Genomic DNA, 13,246 nt, shown 5'->3' with positions numbered 1-13,246 from the left:
AAACTCCCCGCCCCGGCCAAAGCGCCGGTCCGCTCTTTACCCCCGTCAGTCCTGCCCCACCTCACACGCTCGAGGCCGTACGCCATGCAGAAACCCGCCGTCACCCTCATGGTCAAGGCCGCCCGCGCCGCCGGTAACGTGTTGCTCCGCCACATGCACCGGCTGGATGCGCTGAACATCGTCGAGAAGGACCGCATGGACTACGCGAGCGAGGTCGACAACCTCGCCGAAGCGGAAATCATCAAGGAATTCCGCCGCGCCACCCCCGACTACGCCATCCTCGGCGAGGAAAGCGGCCCGATCGGCCAGGCCCGCTTCACCTGGGTCATCGACCCGCTCGACGGCACCAGCAACTACCTGCACGGCATCCCGCATTTCTGCGTGTCGATCGCCCTGTGCGAAAACGGCGAACCGATCCACGGCGTGATCTTCGACCCGCTGCGCAACGATCTGTTCACCACCAGCCGCGGCAGCGGCACCCAGCTCAACGAAAAGCGCGTGCGCATCGCCGAGCGCAAGGACCTCAACGGCGCGATGCTGATCACCGGCTTCCCGCCGCGCGAACGCGCGCGCACCAGCGCCCACCTCAAGTGCCTGGACAACCTGCTCGTCGATGCCGAGGACGTGCGCCGCACCGGTTCGGCCGCGCTCGACCTGGCCTACGTCGCCTGCGGCCGCGCCGACGCTTATTTCGAAGCCGGCGTGAAGCCCTGGGACATCGCCGCGGGCGCCCTGATGGTGCGCGAAGCCGGCGGCAAGATCTCCGACTTCAAGGGCCGCTCGACCGGGCCGATGGACAACCGCGGCCTCGCCCCGCGCCAGATCATCGCCGGCAACCTCAAGATCGCCGACGCGCTGCAGCACCGCATCGTCAACACCGGCTACGCGGCCGCGTTCGACTGAGACGCGCCTGCTCATCGCAACAAGAAAAACGCCGCGAGAGATCGCGGCGTTTTTCGTTGTCGGGTGGGCTCGCGGAGGGCGCGCGCCTGTCGAAGGCCAGCCCGTAAACTTACAAAGGCTCCGCCTGAATCAAAAGGCGATGCTCCCTCCCCGGTAGGAGCGACGCAAGTCGCGACCGCGCAGTTCGCGCTTGTTGCGACTCTTGCCGCAGAGCGACGAAGCAACATCAAGAACAAAGCTTCCGTCCGCTAAAGCGGCCGGGTTACTTTCTTTTGCTGGCCCAAAAGTCCGTCTGGATTCCCTTCGGTCACTTTCTTTTGCTGGCCCAAAAGTCCGTCTGGATTCCCTTCGGTCAAAGCTAACCAAAGAGAGGCCTTCCTTGACGAAGCTCCCCTGCGAGTACGCAGCTGGCGCCGGGATTTTTCGATAGGACATCCTTGTCCGATCGAAAAACGGCGCACGTCCTGTGCGCCGCCCTCCGGGTCTGCGGTTGCATCGTGAGTTCGGAGCTGCGCCAAGCTCTCTACGGCTACCGCAACCGCAACGACTCCTCTTTCGGGTAGGAGCGGCGCAAGCCGCGACCGCGACTTTGCGATAACGACGCGCTGATCTGGAGGTGTTGCGGTCGCGGCTTGCGCCGCTCCTACAGCGGGGCTACGGCCGGATGCGCCACGAGACCGAAGCAGCGCGGTCGCGACTTGCGTCGCTCCTACCCTGCGACAGATCACCGCTTTCATCAACGACCTCGGCGGCGCAGTCTCTGCGCGTCCCGCGGTCGCGGCCAGCATGATCGGCCAACGCATTCGGCTAGACTCCATTCGCCGGAAAACAGGCTCACTTACGCCTGAGCCCGCATCTTCATCGATACAAACATCGGATCAAGGCGCGCGCGCCGTCACCACCCAGGTCGCGCCGCTGACCGCGATGCCCTGCCCGGTCGCGATGCCCGACAGCGCCTCGCGGATCGCCACCGTCGCCCGCTCGCGCACCTCGTCACTCTGCGCCGCCAACAGACGCGCGACCGGACCGACCCGGAACACCTGCGACAGCGCGTCCTCGATCATCGCCTCGCGAGTGTCGCCGCGGCCGTAGTAGAACGGCGCCTCGAACGGCTGCCATTCCACCGCCTCGAAACCGGCCTCGCCGAGCACGCGCGCGACCCGCTGAGGATCGCTGAACGCGAACGGCCCCGGCGCGTTGGTGTCGACGGCATCCTGCCCGACGATGTCGCGGATCGCCTGCAAGGGCAGCACATACCAATCGTTCTCCGCTGGCGCCTTCCAGCAGGCGAACGCGAGCCGCCCACCCGGCTTCAGCGTCTTACGCAACTCCGCGAACGCCGCCACCGGATCGTCGAAGAACATCACCCCGAAACGCGAGTACAGCAGATCGAAACTATGCGGCGCGAACAACGGCCGGCTGGCATCGGCGAGGCGGAACTCGACCGGCAGGCCCAAGGCCTGCGCGCGCTCCTGCGCCCGCCCGACCAAGGGCTCGGACACGTCGACACCGACCACTCGCCCGCCCGACCCGACCGCACGCACGAGCTCGAACGAGGTCGCCCCCGCCCCGCAACCGATGTCCAACACCGCCTCGCCGGCTTGCGGCGCCGCCGCGGCGAAAGCCGCCTGGCCATAAGCCGCGGTGCGCTCGTCGAGCCAATCGTTATAAGTCAGCCAGCGCGCGCCGACCGGACCGTTCCAGTCGTTGATTTGTTGTTGGTTGGTGGCGGTCAAAGTTCGCTCGGGATCGCTTTGCGGTGCGCTACAGGCTACGCCTTTGGGATTGCTCTTCTCAATGCTTCGACTGGTACGGCACAAAATCCGTACCGCGTTGCGCATACAAACAAAAAGGCCGCGCAATGCGCGGCCTTTTCGTTCCAAACGGATTGTCGAACCCTTACGGACGGCGAGCCAGCGCCGCTTCGTCCTTGGCCTTCGGCAGCAAGTCCTGCTTGCTGACCTTGAGTATGCCTAGGGTCAACAGCGGGCAAGCGACGAAGATCGACGACAGGGTGCCGATGATGATGCCGAGCATCTGCGATTCGGCCATGCCGCGCAGCGAACCGCCGCCGTAGATGTACAGGGCGACCACGGTCAGGAAGGCGACGAACGAGGTGATGACGGTACGCGACAAAGTCTGGTTGATCGACTTGTTGAGGATCGTCTCCGGGTCGGCGCGCATCGAGCGGAAGTTCTCGCGGACGCGGTCGAACACCACGATGGTGTCGTTGATCGAGTAGCCCATCACCGACAGGATGCCGGCCAGCACGGTCAGGTCGAACTCGTGGCCGCTGATGGCGAACCAGCCGGCGACCACGATTACGTCGTGCAGGGTGGTGATGATCGCGGCGACCGCGAACTTCCATTCGAAGCGGAACGCGATGTAGATCAGGAAGCCGACGATCACGAAGATCAGCGCGTACAGGCCGTTGAGGGCCAGTTCCTTGCCGACCTGCGGGCCGACGAACTCGTTGCGCAGGATCTTGGCATTGTTGCCTTCGCCCGACACCGCCTTCATGACCGCGGCGGCGGCGTGCGCGGTGGCCGATGCGGAAGCGTCGCCTTCGCGCGGCTGCAGGCGGATCAGCAACTCGGTGCCCGAGCCGTAGGTCTGGACCTGGGCGCTGTCGTAACCGTCGACAGCCAGCTTCTCGCGCACCTGGTCCAGCGGTATCGCCTTGTCCAGGTGCACCTCGACCAGGTTGCCGCCGGTGAAGTCCAGGGCGAAGTTGAAGTTGCGGGTGAACATGGCGCCGATGGCGACGAACATGATCAGGGCGGCGACCGCGATCGACACCCAACGCAACTTCATGAAGTTGATGTTGGCGTCGTTGGGCAGCAGGGTCAGCGGGAAAATCTTCATGTCTGGGTTCTCCCGTCAGATCGCGATGGACTTGAGCTTGCGGCGCTTGCCGTAGATCAGCGTGGCGATGCCGCGCGACACGGTCACGGCAGTGAACACCGAGGTCAGGATGCCGACGATCATGGTGATCGCGAAGCCCTTGAGCGGGCCGGTACCGAACATCAACAGCGCCAGGCCCGCCAGCAACGCGGTCATGTTGGAGTCGAAGATCGTGCCCGAGGCCTTGTCGTAACCGGTGGCGATCGCCGTTTGCGGCGGCATACCCGCCCGCAGCTCTTCTCGGATTCGTTCGTTGATGAGCACGTTGGCGTCGACCGACATGCCGACCGACAGCGCCAGGCCGGCGAAGCCGGGCAGGCTCATGGTCGCGCCGACGATCGGCAGCGACATCACCGCGACCACCATCAGCAGATTCAGCAGCAGGGCCAGACAGGTGATCAGGCCGAACATGCGGTAATAGATCAGGAAGAAGCTCAGCGCGAAGATGAAGGAGAACATCACCGCGGTGGTGCCGCGCTTGACGTTCTCGGCGCCGAGGCTCGGGCCGACCACGCGCTCTTCGACGAAGGTCATCGGCGCGGCCAGGGCGCCGGACTTGAGGTCGCGGGCCAGGCTGTTGGCTTCTTCGCGGCTCAGGCCGGTGGTCTGGAAGTCCTTGCCGAACACGCCCTGGATGGTCGAGGAGCTGATCACGCGCTCTTCCGAACGGGTGGTGCGCACTTCCTTGCCGTCGACGATCTGGGTGATCGGGATCTGTTCGACGTAAACGATGCCCAGACGCTTGCCGACGTTTTCCAGGGTGTGGTTGAGCATGCGCTGGCCGCCGATGGCGTTGAGCGTGATGCTGACGCTCGGCTGGCCCTGCTGGTCGTTGCTCGGAATCGCGTTGACCAGTTGGTCGCCCGAAACCAGCAGACGCTTGGACAGCAGCAGCGGTTGCTTGGCTTCGTTGTAATAGATGCGTGCGTCCGGCGGCACGTTGCGGTCGCGCACGGCGGCCGCGGCGGTGGCTTCGTCGCCGACCACGGCGCGGAACTCGAGGGTCGCGGTGGCGCCGATGCGGCGCTTGGCTTCGGCGGTGTCCTGCAGGCCCGGCAGCTGGATCACGATGCGGTCGGTGCCCTGGCGCTGGATCACCGGCTCGGCGACGCCGAAGGCGTTGATGCGGTTGCGCAGGGTGGTCAGGTTCTGCTCGATCGCGTCGAGCGAGATGCGCTGCAGCTCCGACTGCGGAATCTCCAGGGTCAGGGTCTGCCCGTCGAGGCTCTGGGTCAGGGTCGGGAAGGCGGTGCGCAACTGCTTCTGCGCCTTGTCGGCATTGGCGCCGGCGGCGAGCGTGGCGACGATGGCTTCGTTGCCGCGACGCACCACCGAGGTGTAGGAGACGCTGCTGTCGCGCAGGGTCGAACGCACGTCTTCGACATAGGCCTCAAGGCGCTTGTTGAGCGCGGCGTCCTGGTCGACCTGCATGGTGAAGTGGACGCCGCCCTGCAAGTCCAGGCCGCGCGGCATCGGCTTGGCGCCGAACGCCTGCAGCCAATCCGGCACGGTCGGGGCCAGGCTCAGGGCAACCACATATTCGCTGCCGAGCTGCGGACGCAGCAGGTCCGCGGCGCGGGTCTGCAGGTCCGTGTCGGTCAGGCGCACCATCAGGTTGCCCTGGTTCTCCACCAGGATCGACTTCGAGGAAATCTGCGCCTTGGCGAGGATGCCTTCGACGCGCTTGGCCAAGGTCGCATCGACTTGGGTGCCGGTCGGCCGGGCCGCGGAGATCTGTACGGACGGATCCTGCGGATAAGCGTTCGGCAGCGCATAAATCACGCTGAAGATCAGTACGACCAGGATGGCGAAGTATTTCCAGCGCGCGAAGGTCAGCATCGAGAACCCCTGCGGCAGCCTCCCCGGCCGCCGCGTCTATGTAAATAAAGGCGTGGCGTCGGCTCAGGCCGACTTCAAGGTGCCCTTGGGCAACACGTTGGCGATCGCGCCCTTCTGCACGCGGATGCGCACGTTGGCAGCGATTTCGACGGTGATGAAGTTCTCGCCGATGTCGGTCACGGTGCCGGCGATGCCGCCGTTGGTCAGCACTTCGTCGCCCTTGGCCAGCTTCTCGAGCATGCCGCGGTGTTCCTTGGCGCGCTTCATCTGCGGACGGAAGATCAGGAAGTACATGACGCCGATCAGGATCAGCGGCAGGACGAAGCCGCCGGCGCTGCCGAGAAAGCCGCCCGGGGCGGGCGCGCCAGCGGGCTGGGCGTAAGCGGGGGCGATCAGGAGGTCGAGCAGATTCATCGGAATGTCCTGGAACGAAAAATAGCCGGGGATTATGCCACGGCTGGGTTGGAGTCAAGGCCGGGGCCCAAATGAGCCGCAGCGCACGCTTTATCGGCAGGTGACGGAACCTCCGGGGCCCTGCCCCGTCCGCTTCGCAGCCGGTCCCACCTGTTCACGCGCCGGGCGACCGGGTTGGAGCGGCGTGTCCAGACCTGGAAGGTCGGGCTTGGATGGCCCAGGCCAGGTCGGTCCAAGCCCCGAGCCGGCCGGCAGCCCGAAGCCGTCCTAGGCGCGTGCGGCGTAGAAAGACTCCCGGAAGGCGGTAAAGGTTCCCTGCTCGATCGCCTCGCGCATCTGCGCCATCAGGCGCTGGTAGTAGCGCAGGTTGTGCAAGGTGCCCAGCATCGGCCCGAGCATTTCGTTGCAGCGGTCCAGGTGGCGCAGGTAGGCGCGGCTGAAACCGTTGCTGCAGGCGTAGCAGTCGCAGCCCTCTTCGATCGGGCGCAGGTCGCGCTCGTACTTGGCGTTGCGCACGCGCACGGTGCCGCTCGGGGTGAAGTAATGGCCGTTGCGGGCGTTGCGGGTCGGCATCACGCAATCGAACATGTCGACGCCGCGCGCAACCGATTCGACCAGGTCCTCGGGGCGGCCGACGCCCATCAAATAGCGCGGACGGTCCTCGGGCAGCTGCGGGCAGGTGTGTTCGAGCATTTCGTTGCGCTCGGCCTCGGGTTCGCCGACGGCCAGACCGCCGATCGCATAGCCGTCGAAGCCCAGCCCCTTCAGGCCGGCCGCCGACTGGGTGCGCAGCTCGTGATGGACGCCGCCCTGGACGATGCCGAACAAGGCCGCATCGTTGCCTTCATGGGCTTTCTTCGAGCGCTCGGCCCAGCGCAGGCTCAGCTCCATCGACTTGCGCGCCACCTCGACGGTGGCCGGATACGGCGTGCATTCGTCGAAGATCATGACGATGTCCGAATCCAGCACGCGCTGGATGTTCATGCTCTCTTCCGGGCCGAGGAAGACCTTGCTGCCATCGACCGGCGAGGCGAAGGTCACGCCCTGCTCGGTGATCTTGCGCCGGTGCGCGAGCGAGAACACCTGGAAGCCGCCGGAGTCGGTCAGGATCGGGCCGTTCCAGCGGGCGAAGCCGTGCAGGCCGCCATGATCGCCGATCACGTCCAGGCCGGGCCGCAGGTACAGATGGAAGGTGTTGCCGAGGATGATCTCGGCCCCGAGGTCGCGCACGTGCTCGGGCATGATGCCCTTGACCGAACCGTAGGTGCCCACCGGCATGAAGGCCGGCGTTTCCACCGTGCCGCGCGGGAACGTCAGGCGGCCTCGGCGCGCAGCGCCGTCTTGACCGAGCAATTGGAAGGACATGCGGCTCATGCGTGTATTCCTTTATCTAGTGGGACGCATGGGGCGATGCGTTGGGGGCTGAGTTGGGGCATTCGAGCTGGGGCTTTCGCTTTGCTCGGCGGTGCGCGGAGACCGGAAGGACGGCTGTGGGGTCTCGGCTTCGGGGTGAGGCGGCGGGGCTACGTCGCTGCGGTTGGCCACAGCAGCATGGCGTCCCCATAGGAGAAGAAGCGATAGCGCTCGCGGATCGCGTGCTCGTAAGCGGCGAACACCGCGTCCTTGCCGGCGAAAGCCGAGACCAGCATCAGCAAGGTGCTCTCCGGCAGATGGAAATTGGTGATCAGGCCGTCGACCGAGCGGATGCGGTAACCGGGCAGGATGAACAAGCGCGTTTCGCCGGCGAACGGCTGCAGCTCGCTTTCCTCGCCTGCGACGCCGCTGTGGTGGCGGATCGCGCTTTCCAGCGCGCGCACCACGGTCGTGCCGACCGCAATCACGCGGCCGCCGGCGGCGCGGGTGCGGCGGATCTGTTCGACCAGGCCGGCGCCGACGTTGAGCCACTCGCTGTGCATGACGTGCTGGTCGAGATTGTCGGCGCGCACCGGCTGGAAGGTGCCGGCGCCGACGTGCAGGGTGACGTGGCCGAACTCGATGCCACGCTCGCGCAGTTGCGCCAGCAAGGCGTCGTCGAAATGCAGGCCCGCGGTCGGCGCCGCGACCGCACCGACTTCGCGCGCGAACACGGTCTGGTAGCGCTCCTGGTCGTCGCTGCCGGGCTCGCGCTGGATGTACGGCGGCAACGGCAGGCGGCCGGCGTGCAGCAGCCATTGTTCGAGCGACTCGGGCACGTGGAAGCGCAGGCGATAGAACTCGCCTTCGCGGCCCAGCACCTCGGCTTCGCCGCCGGCGTCGAGGGCGATGCGCGCGCCTTCTTTCGGCGACTTGCTGACGCCGATCTGCGCGCGCGCCTCCATGCCGCCGAGCAGGCGCTCGATCAGGATCTCGACCCGGCCACCGGTGCTCTTCTGGCCGAACAGACGCGCCGGGATCACCCGGGTGTCGTTGAACACCAGCAGGTCGCCGGGCTGCAGCAACTGCGGCAGCTCGCGGAACACGCGGTCCTCGCGCGGCGCCGGCGCCGGCGGCACCACCAGCAGGCGGCTGGCGGAACGCTCGGCCAAGGGCGCCTGGGCGATCAGCTCGGGCGGCAGTTCGTAGTGGAAGTCGTTCTTCTTCAAAGGGAACCGAAGTAATTGAGCGCGAAGCGCCGTAGCCACCGAAGCCGGCGAAAACCGGCTGGGCTGACGGACGGGACGAAACCTGGCGGCAAGGGGGCCAGGCAAGGTTTCGGAGAGCGCCCATTATCCCGGGTATGGGGCGGGATCGGCAAAAGCGGGCTTGGCGGGGTCTGGCGAGCTGGGAGCAAATCCCCCCGCCCCCTCTCCAAATGGGGGAATGGCCCGGGCTTCGGGCGGAGAAACCGCATGGACTTGGAACGGGGCACCGGCCAGGCCTGGGGCCGGGAGTCGCCCCGGTTTCGGATTCCAGACAGCCGGAATCTATGCCCCGTTAGCGTCGGGCGCCTTACAACCAGCCGTTCTGCCGGGCGCGGCGATAGGCCTCGATGCGGTTGCTGCTGTCGAGCTTGCCGATGGCTTCGGACAGGTAATTGCGCACGGTGCCCTGGCTCAGGTGCAGGCGCTCGCCGATCTCGGCGGTCGACAGGCCTTCGCCGGCCAGGCGCAGGACCTGGCGCTCGCGCTCGGTCAGCGGGTCTTCGTCGCTCCAGGCCGCAACCGCGAGTTGCGGGTCGATCGCGCGGCCGCCGCGGTGCACCTGACGCAGGGCTTCGGCCAGTTGCCCGGCCGGGGCGTCCTTGAGCAGGTAGCCACGCACGCCGGCGTCCATCGCCCGGCGCAGGTAGCCGGCACGGCCGAAGGTGGTGACGATCACGACACGGGTCGACATGCCGGAATCGCGCACGCGCATGGCCAGGTCGATGCCGGTCATGCCCGGCATTTCGATGTCGGTCATGATCAGGTCGGGCTGGACGCGCTTGACCGCTTCCCAGGCCGCCGCGCCGTCGCCGGCTTCGGCGACCACCTCGATGTCGGGTTCCAGGTTCAATAGCGCCGCCAGCGCGCCGCGCACCAGGGCCTGATCTTCGGCGAGCAACAGACGGATCATGCGATACCTCGTTCGAGCAGGGCCGGCGTCGCCGCCGGCGCGGAGTTTGCCGCGGGCGCGGCCAGGCGTCGGGCGACGACCAACGCCTCGCGCGGCACCAGCAGGCTCAGGCGCGTGCCGGCGCCGTTCGGGCTTTCGATTTCGACGGTGCCGCCGACCGCGCGCAAGCGTTCGCGCATGCCGGTCAGGCCGTGGCCCTCGCTGGACACGCCGCCGCGGCCGTCGTCGGCGATCCGCAGCACGATGCCGCCGCGCGGGTCCTGGGTCAGTTCGACGTCGACCCGGCGCGCCCGCGCATGCCGCATCACGTTGGTCACCGATTCGCGCAAGGCCAGCGCCAGCGCAGCTTCGATGTTGAGCGGGATGTCGATGGTCGCCAGCTTGTGGTCGAGGCTGATCTCGCCGCTCAGCAGGGCCAGCCGCGCCGCCGCGAGTTCGGCCTGCAGGCCGTTGGCGCGGATGCCGGCGACGGCTTCGCGGACCTGGGTCAGGGCTTCGCGCGCGACCCGTTCGACTTCGTTGATCTGGGCGTGCGCGGCGGCGGTATCGTGTTCGAGCAGGCGCGCGGCGAGCTGCGATTTCAACACCACCACCGACAAAGTGTGGCCGAGCAAATCGTGCAGGTCGCGGCCGATGCGTTCGCGTTCGGCCAGGCTGGCCAGGCGCTTGACTTCGTCCTGGGTCAGGCGCAGCTCGGCATGGCGGCGTTCGCGGTTGCGCGCGGCGACCACGCCGGCGAACACGATCGCGCCGACCAGCAGATTGATCAGGAAGGTCGACAGCGGCATCGCTTCCTTCGGCACCAGCAGCATGAATTCGACGCCGAGCAGCGCGAACAGCACGGCGGCCAAGGCGATGCCGCGCCCCAACGGCAGCAGGCTGGCGATCATGCCGGAGGCGAAGATCAGGTAAGTGCCGCCCCCGCCGCCGAACGGGATCACCGCATAACCGATGCAGGCCACCGCGAGCAGCAACCACAGGCGCAGCTTGGAACCGCTGCGGTAGAAGGCCCAATACAGCGGCAGGAACAACAGCACCGAGGTCACCGCCGCGGTCACCACCCACCACGGCACCCGCGGCCAGAAGAACAGCGGGATGAACACGAAACTCAGATACAGCAACGAAGCCAGGTGCCAACCGAGCAGGTTGTCTTGGGCATCCATCGTGGGCGGCGGCAAGCGCATGGTCGAGCTCCTTCAGGTCGGCAAGACCTCGGTGGCGATGCGGTCCGGCGCCGGTCCGGACCGCATCGGCGTAGCGGACTTTAACGGAGTTCGACCGCTTCGATCTCGAACGCGAACGGGCCCGGCTCGCCTCCGGCGCCCAGCACGATGCCGCGCAGGTTGGCCAGGTCGACGCCCGCCATCGTCGTCAGCGGTACCCGCACCTCCTGCCACTGCGTACCGACCGCGAGCTGTTGGATGCCCGGCGGACGGAGCATGTCGGTGCCGGAGAACACCATCACCGTGAGTTTGCGGCCGTCGCCGCGCACGCGCAGGTTGAGCTCGCGGACCGCGCGCGCATCGACCGACGCCAACGGCACCGGACCCGGCACGAACATCAGCCCGCCCCAGGGCTGGGCGATGCTGGCGACCACGTCGCCCCTGGCCGCGAGCGTGGACGCCTTGCCGCCGTCGGCGACCGCTTCCAGCCGCGACTTCGACTTGCCGCCGATATAACGATCGTCGGAGGCGACCCAGCTCGTGCTCGGCTTGTCGCCGTCGAACAAGGCGACCTTGCCCGGCTTGAGCGTCGGCAGCGCGGTATCGATCGCGCGGTCGACCGGATAGCCGTTCTTCCAGATCGAACGGATCGCACGGGTGGCGGTGATGTCGGTGGTCGGGTCGCCGTCGACGAGGATCAGGTCGGCGCGCAGGCCGCTGGCGATGCGGCCGCGGTCGTCAAGACCGAAGCTGCGCGCCGGCGCGGCGGTCGCCGCCGTCAAGGCCTGCACCGGGCTCAAGCCGGCCTGCACCAGCAGTTCGAGCTCGCCATGTTCGCTGGCGCCGTGGGTGGTGCCGGGATTGCCGCTGTCGGTGCCGGCGAGCAGAGTCACCCCGGCCTCGTGCAGGCGGCGCACGTTCTCCAGGGAGTTCTTGAACTTCGCCTCGGTCAAGAAACCACTGGGAAAGCTCGCCGCCAGTTGGTCTTTCTGCTGCGCCCGCAGGTACGGCGTCAGGCGCGCATCGCCGGCGACGCGCTTGCGTGCGGAGCCCTCGATACCGTAGACCGACGACATCACCGTCAGAGTGGGCACCACGAAGGCGTTGCGTTGCTTGATCGCGGCGACGAGCTTCGGATCGTCGATCAGGTCGCCGTTGATGTGGACCAGGCCGTCGGCGCCGGCATCGATCGCCAAGGCGGCATCGGAGGCCTGCGACACGTGCACCACCGCCAAGCGTTTGCGCGCGTGCGCGGCCTTGATCGCAGCGCGCAACGAGGCCTCCGACAAGGTATTCATGCGCGCCTTGCCGCTGGGGTCGAGCAAGGGCTCCAGCACCAGCTTGATGTAATCCGAACCCTCGGCGATGCGCGCATCGACGAAGGCCTGCGCCTGCGCCGGATCGTCCAGCGTCGCGATCGGCATGCCGTATTGGGTGCCGTGTCCGCCCTTGGCGGTGACCAGGGTTCCGGCCGACCACAAATCGGCCTTACCGGTCTTGCCGCGGCTTTCGCGTTCGGCGCGCGCCGCCGCCAGGCCTCGGTGGTCGCTGAACATGTCCAACTCGGTGGTCACGCCGAAACGCAGTGCATCGCTGCGCGCTTCGCCCCAACTGTGGACGTGCGAATCGATCAGGCCGGGCAGCACAGTGGCGCCGTTGCCGTCGACCACCGGCACACCGGCCGGCACCGCCAGGCCCGCGCCGACCTCGGCGATCAGGCCGTCGCGCACCAGCACCGTCGCCGAGGGCAGCACGCGCTCGCCGTCGAACACGCGAACCTGGCGGATCGCGAACGAGGCAGCCGGCAATGCCGCCTTCGTGGCGGTCGCGGCCGGCGCGTGCGCGCTATCGGCGGCGACCGCTGCGCCCGAGCCCAGCAAGGCGCCGAGCAACAGGCCGACGGCTTGGGTAGGCGCGGACGGTTTTTCCATCTTCATGTTCTGCTCCATTCGGTGGCGATGGCCGCGGCGCGGTCATCGGAGGATGCGGCGGCGCCGGCGGCCAGGGCGGCCGGCGATCGCGACAAGGGCAAGCAACGCGGCCAAGGCCGGGCCCGCGCGCCGGCCAGCATCAGGCTGGCCTGGACGGCGGCCGGAACCGGGCTGCCCGCGGACCTCTTCACGGTCGCGGCGACGGCACCGTGGAAGGGATGGATCGCACTCATCGGCTGGCTCCACGGGCTTGCGGAAGGTGCGCTCACTGTCGTCCTCGGGCGCCCGCCGGGGCAGTGGGCGAGATCATTCATCGCCGGTGACAAGCGTCACGCCCGCCCGCCGGCCCGGCCGGGCGATGGGGGTTATCGGCAACGCCTGGACATGATAAACTCGCATAAATTATTGAATTGAAACGAAAAATCGTCGAGAAGCGGCGGCGCCACGCAAAATTCTTGCGCGCACCGCGACTGCGATCTTTCGTTGTTCCTTACGTTGTATGGGTGTGAGAGATGGCGCTTGGCGGCAATGCCGCTGCAACTGCGAGCGTCCAGCCATGAA

At 67.3% G+C, this 13,246-nt stretch carries 11 protein-coding genes; 1 reads left to right on the top strand and 10 read right to left on the bottom strand.

What is annotated here, in order from left to right:
* Positions 1 to 84 precede the first annotated feature (84 nt).
* On the top strand, positions 85 to 903 hold the full coding sequence (locus EX88_RS0115735; RefSeq protein WP_031372947.1) for an inositol monophosphatase family protein: 819 nt from the start codon (positions 85 to 87) through the stop codon (positions 901 to 903).
* An 878-nt stretch (positions 904 to 1,781) separates the two neighbouring features.
* Here the strand turns inward: EX88_RS0115735 and EX88_RS0115730 are convergent.
* From EX88_RS0115730 to EX88_RS26560, 10 genes are all read right to left on the bottom strand, one after another.
* The gene (locus EX88_RS0115730; protein ID WP_031372946.1) at positions 1,782 to 2,639 is read right to left on the bottom strand and encodes a class I SAM-dependent methyltransferase; all 858 of its coding nucleotides are present in this window, start codon (positions 2,637 to 2,639) and stop codon (positions 1,782 to 1,784) included.
* Between the two features lie 163 nt (positions 2,640 to 2,802).
* Positions 2,803 to 3,768 carry a protein translocase subunit SecF gene (secF, locus tag EX88_RS0115725; protein WP_031372945.1) on the bottom strand — a complete coding sequence of 322 codons (966 nt, stop codon included), beginning with the start codon at positions 3,766 to 3,768 and terminating at the stop codon, positions 2,803 to 2,805.
* A 15-nt stretch (positions 3,769 to 3,783) separates the two neighbouring features.
* Entirely contained in the window at positions 3,784 to 5,646 is a 1,863-nt protein-coding gene (secD, locus tag EX88_RS0115720) for a protein translocase subunit SecD (RefSeq protein WP_031372944.1), read from the bottom strand.
* A gap of 63 nt (positions 5,647 to 5,709) precedes the next feature.
* Positions 5,710 to 6,060, bottom strand: coding sequence for a preprotein translocase subunit YajC (yajC, locus tag EX88_RS0115715; RefSeq protein ID WP_031372943.1), 351 nt, complete (start codon positions 6,058 to 6,060; stop codon positions 5,710 to 5,712).
* A 267-nt stretch (positions 6,061 to 6,327) separates the two neighbouring features.
* Positions 6,328 to 7,434, bottom strand: a complete 1,107-nt coding sequence (tgt, locus tag EX88_RS0115710; RefSeq protein ID WP_031372942.1) for a tRNA guanosine(34) transglycosylase Tgt — start codon at positions 7,432 to 7,434, stop codon at positions 6,328 to 6,330.
* Positions 7,435 to 7,583: 149 nt separating this feature from the next.
* On the bottom strand, positions 7,584 to 8,642 hold the full coding sequence (gene queA, locus EX88_RS0115705; RefSeq protein WP_031372941.1) for a tRNA preQ1(34) S-adenosylmethionine ribosyltransferase-isomerase QueA: 1,059 nt from the start codon (positions 8,640 to 8,642) through the stop codon (positions 7,584 to 7,586).
* A gap of 346 nt (positions 8,643 to 8,988) precedes the next feature.
* Positions 8,989 to 9,591 (bottom strand): response regulator transcription factor, encoded by a 603-nt coding sequence (locus EX88_RS0115700; RefSeq protein WP_031372940.1) that lies wholly within the window; start codon positions 9,589 to 9,591, stop codon positions 8,989 to 8,991.
* Positions 9,588 to 10,775 carry a sensor histidine kinase gene (locus EX88_RS0115695; RefSeq protein WP_081931068.1) on the bottom strand — a complete coding sequence of 396 codons (1,188 nt, stop codon included), beginning with the start codon at positions 10,773 to 10,775 and terminating at the stop codon, positions 9,588 to 9,590. Before EX88_RS0115695 ends, EX88_RS0115700 begins: the two co-directional genes overlap by 4 nt.
* Before the next feature lie 80 nt (positions 10,776 to 10,855).
* Complete coding sequence (locus EX88_RS0115690) at positions 10,856 to 12,691, bottom strand: CIA30 family protein (RefSeq protein ID WP_161786135.1); 1,836 nt, start codon at positions 12,689 to 12,691, stop codon at positions 10,856 to 10,858.
* Entirely contained in the window at positions 12,688 to 12,918 is a 231-nt protein-coding gene (locus tag EX88_RS26560; protein WP_161786134.1) for a hypothetical protein, read from the bottom strand. The genes EX88_RS0115690 and EX88_RS26560 overlap by 4 nt, the downstream gene beginning before the upstream one ends.
* Positions 12,919 to 13,246 lie beyond the last annotated feature (328 nt).

The sequence above is a fragment of the Lysobacter antibioticus genome (assembly GCF_000731095.1).
In the GTDB taxonomy this organism is placed as follows: domain Bacteria; phylum Pseudomonadota; class Gammaproteobacteria; order Xanthomonadales; family Xanthomonadaceae; genus Lysobacter; species Lysobacter antibioticus_B.
Note: the sequence above shows the minus strand (reverse complement) of the source record. Positions and strands in the feature narration are given on the sequence as shown.